Source organism: Streptococcus mitis (genome assembly GCF_002096855.1).
In the GTDB taxonomy this organism is placed as follows: domain Bacteria; phylum Bacillota; class Bacilli; order Lactobacillales; family Streptococcaceae; genus Streptococcus; species Streptococcus mitis_Y.
The window spans coordinates 129,855-148,325 of sequence record NZ_NCVH01000029.1 but is presented as its reverse complement, the minus strand read 5'-3'; the positions used below and the strand labels follow the sequence as shown (position 1 = coordinate 148,325).

14 protein-coding genes and 3 pseudogenes are annotated in these 18,471 nt (G+C 40.9%); 3 read left to right on the top strand and 14 right to left on the bottom strand.

Annotated features, from left to right (window positions below; translation table 11 throughout):
• A pseudogene (locus tag B7698_RS04060) lies at positions 1 to 1,007 on the top strand (IS3 family transposase); the annotation flags it as partial.
• Positions 1,008 to 1,062: 55 nt separating this feature from the next.
• Here B7698_RS04060 and B7698_RS04055 read toward each other — a convergent pair.
• The 3 genes from B7698_RS04055 to B7698_RS04045 all read right to left on the bottom strand — a co-directional run bounded on the left by B7698_RS04055 (position 1,063) and on the right by B7698_RS04045 (position 2,028).
• Positions 1,063 to 1,290 carry a hypothetical protein gene (locus B7698_RS04055; RefSeq protein WP_000660077.1) on the bottom strand — a complete coding sequence of 76 codons (228 nt, stop codon included), beginning with the start codon at positions 1,288 to 1,290 and terminating at the stop codon, positions 1,063 to 1,065.
• 88 nt (positions 1,291 to 1,378) lie between these two features.
• Positions 1,379 to 1,759, bottom strand: coding sequence for a rhodanese-like domain-containing protein (locus tag B7698_RS04050; protein WP_000259256.1), 381 nt, complete (start codon positions 1,757 to 1,759; stop codon positions 1,379 to 1,381).
• Positions 1,759 to 2,028, bottom strand: coding sequence for a YqgQ family protein (locus tag B7698_RS04045; RefSeq protein WP_004256163.1), 270 nt, complete (start codon positions 2,026 to 2,028; stop codon positions 1,759 to 1,761). The genes B7698_RS04050 and B7698_RS04045 overlap by 1 nt, the downstream gene beginning before the upstream one ends.
• Positions 2,029 to 2,091: 63 nt before the next feature.
• Between B7698_RS04045 and B7698_RS04040 the strand changes: the two genes are divergently transcribed.
• The gene (locus B7698_RS04040) at positions 2,092 to 3,000 is read left to right on the top strand and encodes a LysR family transcriptional regulator (RefSeq protein ID WP_049501939.1); all 909 of its coding nucleotides are present in this window, start codon (positions 2,092 to 2,094) and stop codon (positions 2,998 to 3,000) included.
• Between the two features lie 54 nt (positions 3,001 to 3,054).
• Here B7698_RS04040 and B7698_RS04035 read toward each other — a convergent pair whose 3' ends face one another.
• The 5 genes from B7698_RS04035 to miaA are packed head-to-tail and all read right to left on the bottom strand — an operon-like array spanning position 3,055 to position 7,506.
• Positions 3,055 to 3,810: an SDR family NAD(P)-dependent oxidoreductase gene (locus B7698_RS04035; RefSeq protein ID WP_084864728.1), complete on the bottom strand. Its 756-nt coding sequence runs from the start codon at positions 3,808 to 3,810 to the stop codon at positions 3,055 to 3,057.
• A 20-nt stretch (positions 3,811 to 3,830) separates the two neighbouring features.
• Positions 3,831 to 4,760, bottom strand: a complete 930-nt coding sequence (gene rnz, locus B7698_RS04030) for a ribonuclease Z (RefSeq protein WP_084864727.1) — start codon at positions 4,758 to 4,760, stop codon at positions 3,831 to 3,833.
• A gap of 14 nt (positions 4,761 to 4,774) precedes the next feature.
• The gene (locus B7698_RS04025) at positions 4,775 to 5,398 is read right to left on the bottom strand and encodes a cystathionine beta-lyase (protein WP_084864726.1); all 624 of its coding nucleotides are present in this window, start codon (positions 5,396 to 5,398) and stop codon (positions 4,775 to 4,777) included.
• Positions 5,391 to 6,629, bottom strand: a complete 1,239-nt coding sequence (gene hflX / locus B7698_RS04020) for a GTPase HflX (protein WP_084864725.1) — start codon at positions 6,627 to 6,629, stop codon at positions 5,391 to 5,393. Before hflX ends, B7698_RS04025 begins: the two co-directional genes overlap by 8 nt.
• Positions 6,622 to 7,506 (bottom strand): tRNA (adenosine(37)-N6)-dimethylallyltransferase MiaA, encoded by an 885-nt coding sequence (miaA, locus tag B7698_RS04015; RefSeq protein ID WP_084864724.1) that lies wholly within the window; start codon positions 7,504 to 7,506, stop codon positions 6,622 to 6,624. Before miaA ends, hflX begins: the two co-directional genes overlap by 8 nt.
• A gap of 120 nt (positions 7,507 to 7,626) precedes the next feature.
• On the opposite strand from miaA, the gene B7698_RS04010 reads away from it, so the two are divergent.
• Positions 7,627 to 7,797 (top strand): DUF3042 family protein, encoded by a 171-nt coding sequence (locus B7698_RS04010; protein WP_001051780.1) that lies wholly within the window; start codon positions 7,627 to 7,629, stop codon positions 7,795 to 7,797.
• Positions 7,798 to 7,847: 50 nt separating this feature from the next.
• On the opposite strand, the gene B7698_RS04005 is transcribed toward B7698_RS04010, so the two are convergent.
• The 6 genes and pseudogenes from B7698_RS04005 to B7698_RS03985 all read right to left on the bottom strand — a co-directional run bounded on the left by B7698_RS04005 (position 7,848) and on the right by B7698_RS03985 (position 18,470).
• On the bottom strand, positions 7,848 to 8,687 hold the full coding sequence (locus tag B7698_RS04005) for a thymidylate synthase (RefSeq protein WP_084864723.1): 840 nt from the start codon (positions 8,685 to 8,687) through the stop codon (positions 7,848 to 7,850).
• Between the two features lie 98 nt (positions 8,688 to 8,785).
• Positions 8,786 to 9,745, bottom strand: a complete 960-nt coding sequence (locus B7698_RS04000) for an ROK family glucokinase (protein ID WP_031227726.1) — start codon at positions 9,743 to 9,745, stop codon at positions 8,786 to 8,788.
• A gap of 117 nt (positions 9,746 to 9,862) precedes the next feature.
• A pseudogene (locus B7698_RS03995) lies at positions 9,863 to 10,549 on the bottom strand (excalibur calcium-binding domain-containing protein); the annotation flags it as partial.
• Between the two features lie 58 nt (positions 10,550 to 10,607).
• A pseudogene (locus B7698_RS10115) lies at positions 10,608 to 10,706 on the bottom strand (alpha/beta fold hydrolase); the annotation flags it as partial.
• Complete coding sequence (gene pabB / locus B7698_RS03990; protein ID WP_084864721.1) at positions 10,707 to 12,428, bottom strand: aminodeoxychorismate synthase component I; 1,722 nt, start codon at positions 12,426 to 12,428, stop codon at positions 10,707 to 10,709.
• A gap of 60 nt (positions 12,429 to 12,488) precedes the next feature.
• A complete protein-coding gene (locus B7698_RS03985; protein WP_084864720.1) occupies positions 12,489 to 18,470 on the bottom strand; it encodes a ZmpA/ZmpB/ZmpC family metallo-endopeptidase in 5,982 nt (1,993 codons plus the stop codon).
• Position 18,471: the final 1 nt, after the last annotated feature.

The following is an 18,471-nucleotide window of genomic DNA, read 5'->3' as shown; positions in this document are numbered from 1 at the left end:
TCTAAAATGGGACGTAAACCAAAGAAGAAACCCGAAGAGATGACAGAGTTAGAACGACTTCAAGCAGAAAACGAGTATCTGAGAGCGGAGAATGCTGTCCTAAAAAAGTTGAGAGAACTCCGCTTGAAGGAGGAAAAAGAGAAAGAAGAAAGACAGAAATTGTTCAAGAATTAATCACTGATTTTTCGTTAGATATTCTTCTAAAAACCATTAAACTCGCTCGTTCGACCTACTACTATCATTTGAAACAGCTAGACAAACCAGATAAGGATCAAAAGCTTAAAGCTGAAATTCAAGCTATTTTTACCGAACAAAAAGGAAATTACGGATATCGTCGAATCCATTTAGAATTAAGAAATCGTGGTTATGTGGTCAATCATAAAAGAGTTCAACGCTTGATGAAAGTGCTCAATTTACAAGCTAGAATCCGCAAGAAACGCAAGTATTCTTCTCATAAAGGAGATGTTGGCAAGAAAGCAGACAACCTTATTCAACGCCAATTTGAAGCAGCTAAACCAATGGAAAAGTGTTATACGGACGTGACAGAATTTGCCATTCCAGCAAGCGCTCAAAAGCTTTACTTATCACCAGTTTTAGATGGCTTTAATAGCGAAATTATCGCCTATAATCTTTCAACTTCACCCAACTTAGAACAAGTAAAAACAATGTTGGAACAAGCATTCACAGAGAAGCGCTACGAGAATACGATTCTCCATAGTGACCAAGGCTGGCAATATCAACACGATTCTTATCATCAGTTTCTAGAGGGTAAGGGAATTCAAGCATCCATGTCACGTAAAGGTAACAGCCCAGACAACGGCATGATGGAATCTTTCTTTGGCATTCTGAAATCGGAGATGTTTTATGGTTATGAGAAGTCATTTGAGTCGCTTAAGCAATTGGAACAAGCCATTGTAGACTATATTGATTACTACAACAATAAACGAATTAAGGTTAAACTAAAAGGACTCAGTCCTGTGCAATACAGAACTAAATCCTTCGGATAAATTAATTGTCTAACTTTTTGGGGTCAGTACAATTTAAAGCTTTTTTGTTCATTGCTTATCTAAAAAATACTGCGACGGCTACAATCCAGTTAAGTACAGAAACCACAAGTCCTACGATGTTGAGAATTTTTTCTGTTTTATAGTCTAGTCTAGATTCTTTTTGGTATGAAAAAGCCAAGACCAATCCTATGATCCCCAAAATCAGGCCTACAATTGGAAATAACAAACCAAGAATAATCGACAAAATACCCACAAAAAGTGGATTTTTCTTCTTTTCTTTCATGTTCTAAGAACTCCTTAAATTTTATACAAATTAATTATACTATAAAACAATAGCTTCATCCTATCATTCGGCTAATTTGGAAATAAGGTTAGCTAGTCTTCACTTTCCCTTTCCAAGAATCCAAGCCATAAGAAAGGATATAAATCTCAGAAAAACCTTGTTTTTTCAAGTAAAGAGCTGCATTTGTAACTCGTTGCGCACGTTGGTTTTCGTAGAGAAGGACCGGTTTATCTTTACGAAGGGCTGCAAGACTAGTCTTCAACTGACTTGAAGGAATATTGCGGGCACCCAGGATATGTTTTCTGTGAAATTCTGCTGGATCGCGCAAATCAATCAATTGACCTGTGCGAATCAAGGCTTCAAATTCCTCATTGTCCACAATTTTAGCCGCACGGCGAATACGAAGATAGTTAAAGCCCATCCATGCCAACATTGCTAGTATAAGTGCCCACAAAATCCAAGTAACCATTAGTTCTTTTCTCCATTTTTCTCAATATAATCCAATTCTACCTTGTGCTCTCTGCGAAGAACCGCTTCTGCTTCTAGATAGTCTAATTTGTCCATCAACCCTACATCGTAAATCCGAGAGAGTTCCAACTTCATCAGTTCAATATCATATAAGCGTTTTCCCATGTAAACAATGATACCAAATCGTTTGAGGAATTGCTGCACATCATAGAATGTTTTCATAAGACTCATTCTAGCAAAAATTTGTGTTTTTTTCAAGAAGAGACTCACACAATCCCCCTGATTTCCCTATCATCTTTGGCGATTCTGACGCAAGTGTGGTACAATAAAAACATGAGAATTCAACAATTACATTATATTATCAAAATCGTCGAAACTGGCTCCATGAATGAGGCAGCCAAGCAACTCTTTATCACTCAACCCAGTCTTTCCAATGCTGTGAGAGATTTGGAAAATGAAATGGGCATTGAAATCTTTATTCGTAATCCCAAGGGCATTACCTTGACCCGTGATGGGATGGAGTTCCTCTCTTATGCCCGTCAGGTTGTCGAGCAGACCCAGCTTCTGGAGGAACGTTATAAAAATCCTGTTGCCCACCGCGAACTCTTTAGCGTTTCGTCTCAACACTATGCCTTTGTAGTCAATGCCTTTGTATCGCTACTCAAGAAAAGCGATATGGAAAAATACGAGCTCTTCCTTCGTGAAACTCGTACTTGGGAAATTATCGACGACGTCAAGAACTTCCGCAGTGAGGTCGGTGTTCTATTTTTTAACAGCTACAACCGTGATGTTTTGACAAAGATGCTAGATGACAATCACCTGCTGGCTCACCATCTCTTTACAGCTCAGCCCCATATCTTTGTCAGCAAGACCAACCCTCTGGCAAAGAAAGACAAGGTCAAACTATCTGATTTGGAAAACTTCCCTTATCTCAGCTATGACCAAGGGACGCACAACTCCTTCTACTTTTCAGAAGAGATTCTTTCCCAAGAACACCACAAAAAATCCATTGTGGTTAGTGACCGTGCTACCCTCTTTAATCTCTTGATTGGTTTGGATGGTTATACCATTGCGACAGGTATTTTGAACAGCAACCTCAACGGAGACAATATCGTTTCCATCCCACTGGATATTGATGACCCAATTGAACTGGTCTATATCCAGCATGAAAAAACCAGCCTATCTAAGATGGGTGAACGCTTTATCGACTATCTACTAGAAGAAGTCCAGTTTGATAGTTGAGAAATAATAAGAACCAATATGTAGGCTAGCAACAACCTGCATATTGGTTCTTTTTTATTTATAATTAAAGGTTTCTCCAGCAAACTTATCTGCTAACTTGGGAAAGAGGGTATAAAATTTATGAGCTAAATTTAGCAAGGCTGGGAGATCGAGCTCGCGTTTGTTTTTTCCGATGTTCTTAACAATCTTTTGCGCGACGGCATCTGGTTCCAATAGAAAACGGTCGACCGATTTGAGGTAGGTCCCATCTGGGTCTGCCTGGTCAAAAAATCCTGTCCGGATAGGTCCTGGATTAACAGTTGTCACATAGACACCATAGGGCATGAGCTCAAGGCGAAGAGCATTTGAAAAACCAATGGCCGCAAACTTGGTCGCAGAATATAGACTAGACTTAGCAGTCGCAATCAATCCTGCCATGCTGACGATATTGATGATATGACCTTTTCGAATCTCCTTCATACGAGAAGCAACCAAACGAGACAGATTCATCAAAGCAAAAGTATTGACTTCAAACATTTGATGAATATCTTGATTAGAAATCTTGTCAAAATCTTCAAAAATCCCATATCCAGCGTTGTTAATCAAGACATCAATCTTACCATAACGCTGATAGAGTTCAGCAACTAGTTCCTCTAAGGCTTGAACATCGGTAATATCAATTTCAATCAATTCTGCCTGAGGATGATTTCCGTATAGCTGAACTAGTTTTCCCTTATTTCTACCTAGCAAAATGAGTTGGTCTTGAGGTAAGAGTTTGACCATTTCTTGAGCTAGGCCACCGCTAGCTCCGGTAATGAGAATAGTAGGCATACTGTTCCTTTCTCAATCTTTTAGATTTCCACTTCTTCCAAGTCTTTGACCACATGGACATTTTCAAAAATGCTAGCAGCGTCTTTTTTGAGCTTGCTGATATCTTTTGAGAGGAAACGGGCACTGATATGGTTGAGCAAGAGGCGTTTAGCTCCTGCTTCTACCGCTACTTGTGCAGCTTGCATGTTAGTAGAGTGGCCATGGTTACGAGCAATTTTTTCATCACCCTTGCCATAAGTGGATTCATGGACAAGAACATCAGCATTGACAGCCAGACGCACACTAGCATTGGTTTTGCGGGTGTCACCCAGAATGGTGATAATCTTACCTGGACGTGGAGCTGAGATATAGTCTGCTGCCTTGATTTCAGTTCCGTCTTCGAGAACAACGTCCTGACCGTTCTTGATTTTCCCAAAAAGTGGGCCAAATGGGACGCCAGCAGCCTTAAGTTTTTCAGCATCCAGCGTTCCTTCCAAGTCCTTTTGCATGACACGGTAACCAACACAGAAAATAGTGTGGTCCAACTCCTCTGCATACACCGTGAATTTATCGGTCTCAAGGATTTTCCCAAGGGAATCTTGGTCAAACTCATGGAAATGAATACGGTAGGGCAGACGAGAACCTGACACACGAAGACTGGTTAAGACAAAGGACTTGATTCCTTGCGGTCCATAGATTTCCAAATCTGTCTGCTCTTCATTGGCCTGAAAGGCACGGCTAGAAAGGAAACCTGGTAAGCCAAAAATGTGATCTCCATGCAAGTGGGAGATAAAGATTTTGCTGACCTTGCGTGGTCGAATCGTGGTTTCCAGAATGCGATTTTGCGTTCCTTCTCCACAGTCAAAGAGCCAGACTTCGTTAATCTCGTCCAAGAGTTTCAGGGCAAGACTTGAAACGTTGCGGGCTTTAGAGGGCTGACCAGCCCCCGTTCCTAAAAATTGAATATCCATTTGCTACTTTCTAATTAATCAATATATAACATAGCTGTGCGGTTTTCCGAGCGGTAATAAAGGTTGCCAGTAAAGGCTTTAGCTTCTTGTATTAAATCCTCTTGGCTATATCCCTTAAGTCGCTTTCTTCCATCTGCCAAGCTTTCCAAATCTGTCAAAGCTGTGAGATTTTCAACGCTAACAACTTCCTCTTCTCCGATTGCCTTCATGTAAATTTTTCCAGACTCCTCAAAGATCAGTTGATGGGGAAAAATTTGTGCAATCTCAAAAAGCAAGTCATCTGAAATTGCTTCCTCGTTCTCTGAGAAAATGCGACCTAGTCCTTCTTTCTCGTAGCAAAAGCCAAAGGATTTACCAGATAGGTTAAGGCGAATAAAAGGCTTATTCTCTATGGTAAAACTTGGCTCAGCATTGTAGAGGTTCAGTTCTTGGCTGACTTCTACAAAATAATCGGTCGCAGCTTGGGGGCTTTTTTTCTGGTAGAGCTCGGCAAAGTAGGCATTCACTACGCTGGGTGGAGGTGTAATGAGGGCTAATTGCTCCTCTTCAGACCTACCGGCTAAAAGTTGGTCCAGATAGACCTTGTCTAGACTTGTATAGCCACCATACTTGAGTGCCAAAGTTTTGATATCAGTCATAAAATTCTTCTAATCTCCATTTGTTTCTCTCTGCAATGTAGCCTGTGATGACTTCTCCATCATCTTGGTAGTCACGTTCTTCTAGAATCGCAACACTTTCTAAATCATGAATCTTGTAGGACTTAGAAAAAGGCACGCGCAGGGTAAAAGATTCAAAAATATCCTTGATTTTCTCTAAAAATAGTGCCTGCAAGTTCTCACGACTATCCTCAGACTTGGCAGAAATGAGGGCATAAGGCGTTTGGGTAGGCGTAAAATCCTCCACCAAATCCGCTTTATTATAAAGGGTCAGGCGAGGAATATCTTCCATGTCCAGGTCTTTCATGATGGACAGAACTGTTTTTTCATGCTCCTCATGGTAAGGATTGCTGGCATCGATAACATGAACCAGAAGGTCTACATGCTTGCTTTCTTCCAAGGTTGACTTGAAACTGGACACCAACTCCGTCGGCAAATCTTGGATAAAGCCAACTGTATCTGTCAAAGTTACTTGGAGATTGCCTCCCAGATGGATACTCTTAGTCGTCGCATCCAGAGTAGCAAAGAGCTCGTCTGCCTCGTACTGAGTCTTACTGGTCAAGGTGTTCATGATGGTTGATTTCCCAGCATTGGTATAACCAATCAAACCAATCTTAAAGGTACTGGACTCCAGACGTTTTTCTCTGACTGTGGCCCGATTTTTTTCAACCACCTTGAGCTGTCTTTCAATATCCGTAATTTGATTGCGAACACTACGACGGTTCAATTCCAGCTGGCTTTCACCAGAACCACGGGAACCAATTCCCCCTGCCTGACGGCTGAGCATAATTCCCTGACCAACCAAGCGAGGCAAGAGATATTTGAGCTGGGCTAGGTGAACTTGGAGCTTCCCTTCATGGCTTCGAGCTCGCATGGCAAAGATATCCAAAATCAACTGCATACGGTCAATGACCTTAACACCCAGAACTTCCTCTAGATTGACATTTTGCCGTGGAGTTAAACGGTTGTTGACAATGACAGTGGTAATTTCTTCTGCATCCACCATAAGCGCAATCTCTTCCAACTTACCAGAGCCGACGAAGGTCTTGGAATCATATTTTTCACGTTTTTGTCTGTAGCTATCTACAACGACTGCCCCAGCTGTCTTAGCTAGACTGGCCAATTCTTCCATAGAGAGATCAAAATTGTCCATGCCCTGCAATTCTACACCAATGAGCAGGACCCGCTCCTCTTTTTTCTCCGTTTCAATCATCTAAAAACTCCTCTATCTGGCTTAAAATGCGGTCTTGCACACCAGCTTCTCCAATCTGATAAAAGGTCACCTGCATGCGATTACGGAACCAGGTCAACTGACGCTTGGCAAAACGACGGGTCGCCTGTTTGAGACTCTCACTGGCTTCCTCCAAAGTCTGCTCCCCACGGAAATAAGGAAAGAGTTCCTTGTATCCAATACCTTTAGCAGCCTGCACATCTGGATAATGGTCAAACAACCACTTGGCTTCGTCTAGAAGTCCAGCTTCAAACATCAAATCCACTCGGTGATTGATACGTTCATATAATTGACTGCGTTCATCATCCAAGCAGATAATCAATGGTTCATACAAGGTCTCTTGATTTTCCAAATCCTGACCAAAATGGGCAATTTCCAAGGCACGCATTGCACGACGACGATTAAACTGAGGAATTTCAAGGCCTGCTTGCGCCACAAGATGAGCTAATTCCTCATCTGTATAAGGCTCCAAGCTAGCTCGATAAGCTAAAATCTCCTCATGGGGAGTCTCCCCACCCAGGTGATAACCTTCTAGCAAGCTCTGAATATAAAGTCCAGTCCCACCAGCGATAATAGCTAGCTTGCCACGACTGTGAATATCCTCAATAGCCATCTTAGCTTCTGAAACAAAATCAAAAGCCGAGTAAGACTCGGTTACCTCTCTAACATCAATCAAATGATGAGGAACAGCCGCTTGCTCCTCTGGGCTAGCCTTGGCCGTCCCAATATCAAGTCCTCGATAGACTTGCTGACTATCACCACTAACCACTTCGCCATTAAAACGCTTGGCCACTTCAATGGCTAGAGCCGTCTTTCCAACTGCAGTCGGTCCAACAATCACAATTATTTTTGTTTTCATCTTTTTTCCTTGAAAAATTCCCATTTTTTCGTTACTATTATTATAACACAAAAAGGTCAGTCAGAAAAATGTGACCTCTTGAGGAGGCTGGCTGATTAAGAAGATAAAGGAGGAAGACTCATGGCTAAAGGATTCGCTAAAGGTCTTGTAACAGGTGTCGCAGGAACTGTCGCTGCAGTCGCAGGTGCAGTATACGCATTTAAAAAGAAAGTGATCGAACCAGAAGAGCAAAAAGCAGCTTTCATCGAAGAAAACCGTAAAAAAGCAGCTCGTCGCCGCGTATCACGTTAAGAAACAAAAGAAGTTGGGATTTATTGTCTCAACTTCTTTTTTCTATTCTTTTAAATAGCTAGGTCAAACTTCAACTGCGGCTTGACAGGGTCATAATCCACCAACTCAAAATCTTCTGCTTTGATAGCAAAGAAATTGGTCTTATCTGGCACATTCAAGACTAAACGTGGTTGACAGTTTGACGGCTCACGGCGGAGCAATTCCTGAGCTTGTTCAAATTGATTGTCATAGATATGGAGGTTGTTGATGAAGTAGAAGAACTTCCCAACCTTCCATCCGAAATGCTTGGCAATCATCATTTGAAGAGCTACGTACTGCATCGCATTGATGTGGTGAGCCACCAGCATATCATTCGAACGCTGGGTCAAGGTCGCATCCAGATAGATTTCTCCATCAACACGGCGGACATCAAACATGGTCTGAAAGGCGCACGGAAGAAGGCCGTCTGTCTCCTCAAAAGCTTGGTAATCCCAGAGCGAGATAATATTACGGCGGTTCCAAGGGTTGGCTTCCAACTGCTTGAGAATCTTATTGATAATGTCGTGTTTCTTAACAACGGCACCATAGCGCTCACCAATGGTTCCTGTATCTCCCACTTCCCAGTCATTCCAATAGTGAACATTGTACTTGCTATTCAGAACCTCTAGGCTATTAGACTGATCTTGGTAAATCCAGAGCACTTCCTTGATGGCGGATTTGATAGCGATAGGACGCAAGGTTGTGATGGGGAATTCCCCCTTAGCCAAGTCATACTCGGCAAAGGCACCAGTTACATACTTGGAGTTAGCAACAGTTCCATCCTTGTACTTAGGACGAGCCTGCTCAGAAAAGACACCGTCTTTGAGGATTCGTTCAATATTCTCTTTAAAAATTATATCTGCTTTTGTCATTTACTCTCACCTCATTTATTGTCCTAACTAGTATAGCATAAAAAAAGAAAGGAGGAAAATCACTCGCTTTAAAGTAGTGTTTTTCTCCTTTTATTATTTTATTGCAATACAAGTGATGCTGCTCCGATAACCCCAGCGTCGTTTCCTAGAGTTGCAAGAGCTAATTTAGTGGATGTGCGTACTTGTGGGAAAGTATTTTCATCGTAGACTTTTTGAACACCTTGTAGAAGGAATTCTCCCGCAGCTGATACACCACCACCGATAACGATTGTTGATGGGTTTAGGATTGAGCCGATGTTAGCACAAGCGATTCCCAAGTAACGTGAGAAGTTACGGTAAACGATCAAAGCAAGATCGTCTCCTTCTTTTGCCAAATCAAAGACAGTCTTAGCAGTTACTTCTTCTCCGTTATCAATCAAACGTTTCAAGGCTGCATCGCCTTCGTATTCATCAGCATAACGACGAGTCAAGTTGACAATCCCTGTTGCAGAAGCGACTGTCTCAAGGCAACCTTTCTTACCGCAAGTACATGCGATTGGTTGGTCAAAGTCAACAGTGATGTGGCCAAGCTCCCCTGCTGCACCAGCAACACCGTGAAGCAATTTGCCTTCTGCAACGATACCGCCACCAACACCAGTACCGAGTGTCATAAAGACAACGTCTGGTTGGTTATCACCAGCACCCATCCAGCGCTCACCGAGAGCGGCCACGTTGGCATCATTATCGATGAAGAAAGGAATGCCCAAGGCTTTTTCAATCTTTTCTTTAATTGGTTGGAGGGTCTTCCAGTTCAAGTTGTAGGCACCAATAACAGTCCCTTTTTCACGGTCAACCACACCTGGTGATCCCATTCCAATACCTTGGAAGTCCGCTGCTGCCAATCCAAGCAAGTCCAAACGATGTTGAATAGACTCAATCATATCATCAACGATATGACTTCCCTCATCCAAAATGTTGGTTTTGATAGACCATTTTTCTTGGATTTCTCCTGCTGTTGTCAAGATTGCAAATTTGATAGAAGTTCCACCAAGGTCAATCCCAATAATCTTTTGACTCATCATATTCTCCTTTTTCATTATGAATTAATTGAAAATGCTTACAGTACTAGTATAACAAAATCCACTCATTTATGCAAAGGTTTGCATTAACTTTCTAGATTTTATCCTTACTTATGGTTTCCATAGACCTGAAGCATCTACGTAGTAACGTCCGCCATCAACTCGCTCATTTTTAGCCATTTTACCATCTGATTTCAAATAGTAGTTTCCTTGCCATGCATTGCGAGCATATGAACCATCTGATTTCAAGTAATACCAGGCTTGGTAAGAGGAATCATAAACCCACTCACCTTGTGCCATTTTACCGTTTGATTTAAGGTAATAAGCTCCTTGCCATGCATTTTTTGCATAAGAACCATCTGATTTCAAATAATACCAAGCTTGATAAGAAGAATCATAAATCCATTCACTCTGGGCCATTTTACCATCTGCTTTTAGGTAATAACTTCCCTGCCATGCATTCTTCACTGGATTGCCATTTCCAGCAAAGTAATACCAAGTACCGTCCTGCTTAACCCAACCACTTGCTGTTGATGAACTTGTATCAGTTTGAGTTGTCGTTGATTGTTTTGCTTTGAAAGCACCCTTAGGAGCATTTTTCAATTCGCAAGCCACACCATCATGATCGCGGTCTAACTTGGCAGAGTAACCAGGTTCTCCCTCATGAATATCCGAGTATCCATTTGCCCAAGCTTCCTTACAGCTAGAAAAATGAATATTTTCCTCTGCTGACACAGGCTGTGAAAATAAGGCTAAAACTGGCAAGGTAGCCAGACTCATTTTTAAAAATAGACGTTTGTTCATTTCTTTCTCCTATAGGAATGTTATCGATTTCAATATTATTTTACCAAACTTATTTCAGCAATTCAAGAACATTTGTGAGCTTATCCTTCAAATAATTCCGAACTTCTTTCCAACTCTCTGCTAACTGCCCTAACCCGTGTAAAAATATCAGTTTCACCTAGCTCTCCTCAAGGCTTAGTTTATACAAGCCTCTCACTCCATTACAGGCGTAAATAGCTTCTGCTTGGACTAAATCTGCCAATGTCAAGATTTTCTCTTCTACTTCTCCTGTTTCCAGCAAATGCTGACGGTAAATTCCTGGTAAGATTCCAAGTCGGATAGGCGGTGTATAGAGTTTTCCAGTGATTTTCAGAACCAAATTTCCGATAGAGGTTTCAAGTAGCTCTCCAGACTTATTGTGATAAATCTTCTCTTGTTCCCCTAAGCTCAAATGCGGTCGGTGAGTCGTTTTGAAGTAGGTAAATGCTTGTTGCAAATTGGCTTCCTGCAGACAAAGTTTGGCCTGACAAAAACTTGGACTAAGGGGTGTTAATACTTGGCGATCGACTTCTATCTCTCCAGATTTGCTAAGGCTAATTCGCAAGCGGTAATCTTGATTAGCATCACAAGCCTGACACTCTTCTTCTATCTTTTGTTTCAAGTTTTCTGAATCAAATGGAAAGGCAAAATATCGACTAGCTGTTCTCAACCTTTCCAAATGTTGTTCTTCAAACAGCAAGTTCTTCTGACTGATTTTTCCAGTCGTAATCAGTTGGAAACGAGCTTGTTTACGATAAAGAACTGCCGCCTTTTGATGAACCTCGCGGTATTCAGATTCCCAAGTGCTATCCCAAGTAATGCCTCCGCCAACTCCATAGATGGCTTTCCCTTGATGCAGTTGAATAGTCCGGATAGCAACATTAAAAATGCGTCGTCCATTTGGAAGCAAAAGACCAATGGTTCCACAGTAGACTCCACGCGGTTGAGGTTCCAAATTTTTGATAATTTCCATAGTCGCAATTTTAGGTGCACCCGTTATGGATCCGCAAGGAAAGAGAGAATGGAAGATTTCAACAAGGTCAACATCCTCTCGCAACTGACTCTTGATGGTCGAAGTCATCTGCCAGACAGTTGAATACTGCTCTACCTGACACAGACGCTCCACATGCTCACTTCCCACTTCAGAAATACGGTTCATATCATTGCGCAAGAGGTCTGCAATCATCATATTTTCAGAGCGATTTTTGGGATCCTGTTCCAACCAACTGGCCTGCTCCAAGTCTTCTTGGTCGGTCATGCCACGCTGAGTCGTTCCCTTCATTGGTCGCGTTGTCAACTCGCGGCCATTTTGCTCAAAAAAGAGCTCTGGGCTCATGGAAATCACTGCCATCTCGTCATGTTCAACATAAGCATTGTAACCCGCCTCCTGCTCTACCACCATACGATTGTAGATGGCAAAAGGATTAGCGCTTAAGTCTTGCTTGAGTTGGACGGTGTAGTTGACCTGATAAGTGTCTCCCTGCCGCAAATGATGGTGAATCTGTGCAATCGCCTTTTCATAGTCCTCTGCAGACGTTACTTCCTGCCAATTTGAAGGCAAATTAACCTCATCATAAGTCAGAGGAATAGGTGATGTTTCTACCCTATCATGAACTGTAAAATATAGCAGATACTCTGCCAGTAAAGGAGCTTTATGAACTGCTAATTTCTCCTCAAAAGCGGGTGCAGCCTCATAGCTGACATAGCCCACCACATAGTAGCCCTGCTCTTGGTAACTTTCCACTTGTGCCAGCAAATCTGCCACTTCTGCTACATTTCTCGTTTTCAACTCTTTAATAGGCTGGGTAAAGGTGTATCTCTCCCCCAAAGCCCTAAAATCAATCACTGTTTTTCTATGCATACCTTAAGTATAGCACAAAATAAGAAAACCCTCATCCGCAAAGCAGATGAGAGATTTCAATTATTTAAAGATTGAAGTTTTAAAGCTGTTTGTTTGTTGAAGAAGTTTTTTGAATAATTTCTCTTTAAGTGATACGGTATTATCAAATTTAACTGAGCCATTTTTAAGAGTAGCTTTATCTTTATCAACGGCAGCAGCAAATGCATTCTTCAAGTCATCGTAACTACTGTATGTAGTACCGTCGATTGTAACAGGGTTAAATCCTACTTTTGCTTTATCAACAACTTCTTTGAAGTATTCTTTCTTCCAATCTTCTAGAGTATTAAATTTACCATCAGAAACTTTCTTAATGATAAAGTCATCACCTAGAGTAGCATGACCTGCTTGTTTAGACTCATTTTTCAGCATGTTAGAAGCATAATTTAGGAAGCCTTTTTCATATCCAAAGTAACCCCACATACGGAAGGTGTTATGTTTGAATGACATTGCTCCTGGTGCTCCTTCACTTGTGTTACCTCCATAGATACCTGCAGTGATAGGTACAGTTACATAGGCAGAGCCAAATCCAGTTGGGTCATACTGACCATTACCAGGACCGTGCTTAGTCATGAAGTTTTTCTCTACTAAGTCGTTAACAGATGTTAAATTATATTCTTTTTCTTCTGCATTTAAATCCCTAACGTTGTCGTATTGGTTCTTCGTATTAGCTCCACGAAGTTGCTTATCTACTTTCTTGAACCAAGCATTGTTTAGTTCTTTACTGCCTTTATCAATTACAGCTTCTCCTTCAAGATAATCAAGAAGCATAAGCGTATCATTGAAACCTTTCATGTAATGATCAATTTCAGCTCGAGAAGTAAGGTCATTTGGATTAGTGTTATACCATTGGTTTCCGTCATTTGGACGTTCGTATGCCATATTTAATCCAAGTGCTTTAAAGTCACCGTTTGGACTTGTTTCAGCAGGTGATTGTAACATACCTTGTGCGAACGCCTCTAGGTCAGTACCTTCACGGTGTCTTGAACCACCTAAGTAAACCATGCGGTCATTTACGTGAGTCGTTTCGTGAGTGAAGGCTGAGATACCGAAGTCACTAATCATACTAGTAACCATGAAGAATACTGAATCATCTTTATAAGGGTTACCGTAAACACGAGCGACAGCTCCCATACGCCAGTCTGTTGCGTGATAACGACCTGTTGGTCCGTATAATTCACGAACTGGAGCTACGTCTTTACCACTATTCGTATGTCCGTATTTATCTGTGCTGATTCCTTTATAGTTTTGGTTATCAAGTACTGGTGTTGGCACCATGTTGTTGCTCTTCAATAGCTGGTTGCGAACTTTATCCAGTGATAGACGAGACCAGAAATCTAGGTAATTTTGTTGACCTTTAGCAACTTTATTGATTTCAGCTTTGAATGCTTCACGTTCTTCGGCAGTATTCTTACCGTATTTCTCAAATGAACTGTATGCCATAGTGTTATATGTTGAGATTAAGAACATATGCGCATCTTTTAAGTTCAGAAGTGGTAAGATCATCTTACCGTGAACATCGTTGTTTAAACCTTCGTAAGCTCTGTGTTTCTTATCAGCAAATTCAGGAGTTGTTGTTTTAGGTTCAACGATATATACATTATCTTTAGTTGCTTTTATGAACCAATCGTTTAAGTCGGTATCACTTGTGAAGAGACGCATATTATAGTCTAAGAAACTGTTTAATTCGCCTATACCAATAACTCCACCGATCGTTTCGCGATAAGCTTCTAAAGTTCTATCACCTTTAATGTTACTTTCTTTAGAACCAACCTTAATCAAGAAGTCTAACACACCAACATTCTTACCATAGAAGTCCGGTTTGAATAACATTAACTCTTTAATATTAAAGTTATCGAATTTAACACCGTAGTAACGGTTGAGGTAAGACAAACCAAGAAGAACTGCAGCCTTATTGTCATCAATTTTCTTAATCAAGGCACGTTTAGCAGCTTCATCAGTGTTAAGCTGGTGATCTTCATTTTCCACTAACTTCGTAACAAATTGAGTCAGATTATCTTTAACATACTTGAAGCTTTCTTCTAAGTACAAATCCTTAATTGCATTGACTTTGTTGCCACCAGTTCTACCCAAATGTTGGTAAATTGGGTCAGATTGCAATTCAACTGGACTTAATTTGCTTTCGATAGCGCTGATTAAATCTGAACGATCTTTAACCACCATATTTGGTGTATAAACAACTTCACCAAGTTCAGCGACACTGTATTCTTTCACTTGTTTAACTTTAGATTCTTTCGGTGAAATCGTAAAGATATCTTTTGTCTTATCAGCGTAGTGAACCAAAATATGGTCAGCATCTGTAAGGTCTGTGACAAAGTCATTGCCTTTCATCGCCGTTACAGATAACACTTCTTTCGTTAATAAGTTTGATCCAGCTGGAATCTTATTCCCTTGGTTGACAATCCATTCTTTGTTATAGAACGGTTGAAGTTTTTCGATGTTACGGTAAGCAAGCTCACGAGAAGCATCGTAGTCATCGATATTTTTGTATTGATCAGCTTTACTTACAATGTTATTAAGTTTGTCTTCAACAGGAAGTGTGCTTTCGAATTTATCAGCAGTGATTCCCATTTTAGTGATTAATTCATCAGCTTTTTCTTTAGTTATGCTAGGAATTTTTTTAGAATTATTATAAGTTGTTTTACCTTCACTTACACCCTCAACACTGTAATTGCGCTTCGTTCTAGAGTATGTAAAGTAATCATCAGCATCAATATCAGAGTGACCAAAGACCATTTCACCAGTCTTAACTTTCATCATAGTGATGTTGTCTTCTATAGCACCTAGTGCCCAGTTAGTCCCTAGCAGTCCACCAGACATAACGGCTTCTTTGAGTTCAATAGATCCTTTTGCTACAGAGTTTCGAAGAGTACCTTCTTTACCTAAAGTATTGTTGTTACCACCATTTTGAGATGAATATACAATTCCGGCAGCCTTAGCTTTGTTACCTGTGATTTCAGCATCAACATATGCTTTTTCTACAATACCCTTCCAGTTTTCACCGACGATACCTGTTAAGTAACCACCTCGATTTCCAGCAGCGTGTACTTTACCGATAAATGCAACATTACGAACTGTACCACTGCCATCAATTTTATTGATAACCCCAGATACATCATTATTACCAACAACGTTACCCGTTACTTTAATATTCTCTACAGTAGCATTATTTTTGATAACATTTGCTATCGGTGCAATCCTATCAGTTCCTGGCATGTCAATATTTACATTTTCAAGAAGTAAATCTTTTACCGTACCACCGACAATATCACCAAATAAAGGTCTGTTCATATTGCTAATGGTAAATTTATTACCATCAGTACTTGTTAACGTACCTTTGAAAGCATTAGTAATATAGGATTTTCCTGCTGGTTTAACGTTTGCAGCATTAATATTGCTACCAAGTTTAAATGTACCAGTCGGGTCTTTTTGAATAGCTTTTACAAGGTCGTCAAAGCTATAATATACATCACCTTCGTGTGTTTTTTGTTTTTCAAAGTAATGAACATACTCTTCGCTAAGTGTGCTATCAGAATTCCGTTGAATCAAATCAGGTGCTTTGGCAGTGACTTTGTATAAAGCTTTTCCGTCTTTTTCTACTTCTTCAATCTTGTCAACAGCCAGTCTTGTAACTTTGTTGTCGTGAGTTGTAACTCGTAGGTAGAGTGGAGCAAGATCAGCTGGTTTTTCTGTCAGTAAACTAGTGTCTGTTTCATTACCGTCAGCGTCCACACTCATCAAGCTTGTTTCTTTGATGTTTTTGATTTCAACTTTTTTGAGGTCAATTCTTAGTGGCTCTTCCTTCAGAACTTCTTCCTCATCACCCTCACCACGGTCATAAACCATCTTCGTTTCGAGTTTATAATCTTTGTAGTACTGTAAGTCTGTCAAAGAAGCTGTTAAATCTTCTGGTGAAACATTCAATGTCTTCACAATCTCATCACCTTTTTTCAGAGTTAGGGTGATAGATTTAATGGCTGCCTTACTTGGATTTTCTAGACTATACTTAACATCTGAAGTACGCTTCAAATCCTTAGGCTCAACTGCTGTGATGGTCAATACTGGTTTTTCAAAGCTCTTGGTACCACGTTTCAAAATTTTGTCTTGAGGTGCCTCAAGGATTTCCTCTGTAACTTTTGGAGCGTCTTCTGTTTTAACTCCCTTAATGGTATTAAAGGTCTTGGTGATTTTTTTCTGACCTTCTTTGCCTTCTTGAGCGACAACTTCTAAACCTTTTTTCAGTTGGTCATCTTCTTTAATAACTTCCTTAAATGGAATCTTTTCAAGACTTTCTTCTACAAGAGTTCCTTCAATTGGTTTTGTCCCACGACTTACCTGTTGGTTTACAGGTTCCTTAGTAACTTCTGTGCTAGTTGAAAGAACTTGGTCAGTTTTAACACCTTCTACTGTTTTATAAGTTGTTTTGGTAACTTGACTACCTTTTTCACCATTTCGTACGACAGTTTCTTCGTCCGTATACTTGGTTGGATCCTCAGTCGTTTCAGTTTTGTAGTCTAAATCTGTAGTCGATGTTTCAACAAGAGTTCCCTCAGTTACTTTGTACTCAGGTAACTGTTCTTGTACAAGGGCTTGGCCAGTTTTACCTTCCTCTTGTGTACCTTTTACTTCGATTGGAGCTTCTGGTAAGGTTGGTTGTATTAAAGCTTGACCTTCCTTGCCTTCTTCTTGAGTTCCTTTTGCTGTGATTGGAGCTTCTGGCAAGATTGGTTGTGTTAAGGCTTGACCTTCTTTGCCTTCCTCTTGGGTACCTTTTGCTTCAGCTGGAGCTTCTGGCAATTCTGGCTGTGTTAGAGCTTGACCTTCTTTGCCTTCTTCTTGGGTCCCCTTCGTTTCAACTGGAGCCTCTGGTAAGGTTGGTTGTGTTAAGGCTTGACCAGTTTTACCTTCCTCTTGAGTTCCTTTTGCTACTTGATGAGTTGGTTCAGCTTGTGGGGTTGGAGTTGGGGCAGGTTGCACCTCTTTCTTCGTTCCGACTGCAATGACTTGTGACACAGGATTTTGAACCACTTGGTCTTCGACGACTTCTCTAACTTCTTGACCATTAACCATTGATACTTTGGTTACAAGGCGACGCTGACCCTTTACTCCAGCTGTGACGATACGAGTCTGTCCTTCTGCTAGACTAGCATCTGGGCTTGTGACTGTTTCAAACGGAATCTCCACCAAGCTCTCTTCCAGTCTGGTCTGAGGATTCGCAGAAACTGGTTTTTCTTCAACAGCAGGAGCAACTGGAGTTTGTGTCACTGGTTTTTCAACGACAGGTTCGGGAGTGACAGCAGGTCTTTCTTGAACGACTTCTGTCTTCTCGTTTTCTTTTGAACTTTGCTTTTCTACTGGTAACTGAGGCTTCTCAGCTGAAACTGGTCTTGATGGATGGAGTTCTGCTTCCTTGAAGTAGCCGATGTACTCATAACCATCAATGTGGATAATCCCTTCAGCCAAGCCTTCATGTGTAGAGGCTGAAATAGTTTGGTTATAAGAAAGTAACTCTTTATTTTCAAATGCAAAGGCAGTAAAAGGTACAAAATTGCTGACTCCAATAGAGCTGATTAACAGAACCCCTAGTACTTTACTGCGGTGTTTCTTTGAAACTAATAGAACCGCTAGCGAGGCTGTTGCCAAGCCAAGACCCGCTAGAGCGACTTCCTTACTTCCTGTGTAAGGAAGTTGTTGACTGGTAGTCGCCTTCTTGCGATAAACTACATAAATAATATCTTCATCTTGAAATTCTGTTGGAACCTCATGATGAATCAGGGCTTTTTCAGACTCGGTCAATTCCTGCTCCGCCAAATAACGGTAATGAACATTATGAGCACCGCCAACTTCATTGGCATGCACCTTATCTACTGAAAGAGTACTAGCACCAAAAAGGAAGGCCCCGATGGCTACAGGACCTACCCCAACAGTTAGCTTACGAATCGAATATTTGGTGATTTTTTCTAGTTGTTGTTTTGTTTTTCTCATT

Bases quoted from the DNA above. Each gene is read 5' to 3' on its own strand.
- B7698_RS04055 (WP_000660077.1), bottom strand. From the start codon at position 1,290: ATGAAAGAAAAGAAGAAAAATCCACTTTTTGTGGGTATTTTGTCGATT.
- miaA (WP_084864724.1), bottom strand. From the start codon at position 7,506: ATGAAAACAAAAATAATTGTGATTGTTGGACCGACTGCAGTTGGAAAG.
- B7698_RS04025 (WP_084864726.1), bottom strand. From the start codon at position 5,398: ATGACTGATATCAAAACTTTGGCACTCAAGTATGGTGGCTATACAAGT.
- B7698_RS04005 (WP_084864723.1), bottom strand. From the start codon at position 8,687: ATGACAAAAGCAGATATAATTTTTAAAGAGAATATTGAACGAATCCTC.
- B7698_RS04010 (WP_001051780.1), top strand. From the start codon at position 7,627: ATGGCTAAAGGATTCGCTAAAGGTCTTGTAACAGGTGTCGCAGGAACT.
- B7698_RS04040 (WP_049501939.1), top strand. From the start codon at position 2,092: ATGAGAATTCAACAATTACATTATATTATCAAAATCGTCGAAACTGGC.
- rnz (WP_084864727.1), bottom strand. From the start codon at position 4,760: ATGGATATTCAATTTTTAGGAACGGGGGCTGGTCAGCCCTCTAAAGCC.
- B7698_RS04050 (WP_000259256.1), bottom strand. From the start codon at position 1,759: ATGGTTACTTGGATTTTGTGGGCACTTATACTAGCAATGTTGGCATGG.
- hflX (WP_084864725.1), bottom strand. From the start codon at position 6,629: ATGATTGAAACGGAGAAAAAAGAGGAGCGGGTCCTGCTCATTGGTGTA.
- B7698_RS03985 (WP_084864720.1), bottom strand. From the start codon at position 18,470: ATGAGAAAAACAAAACAACAACTAGAAAAAATCACCAAATATTCGATT.
- B7698_RS04035 (WP_084864728.1), bottom strand. From the start codon at position 3,810: ATGCCTACTATTCTCATTACCGGAGCTAGCGGTGGCCTAGCTCAAGAA.
- pabB (WP_084864721.1), bottom strand. From the start codon at position 12,428: ATGCATAGAAAAACAGTGATTGATTTTAGGGCTTTGGGGGAGAGATAC.
- B7698_RS04000 (WP_031227726.1), bottom strand. From the start codon at position 9,745: ATGAGTCAAAAGATTATTGGGATTGACCTTGGTGGAACTTCTATCAAA.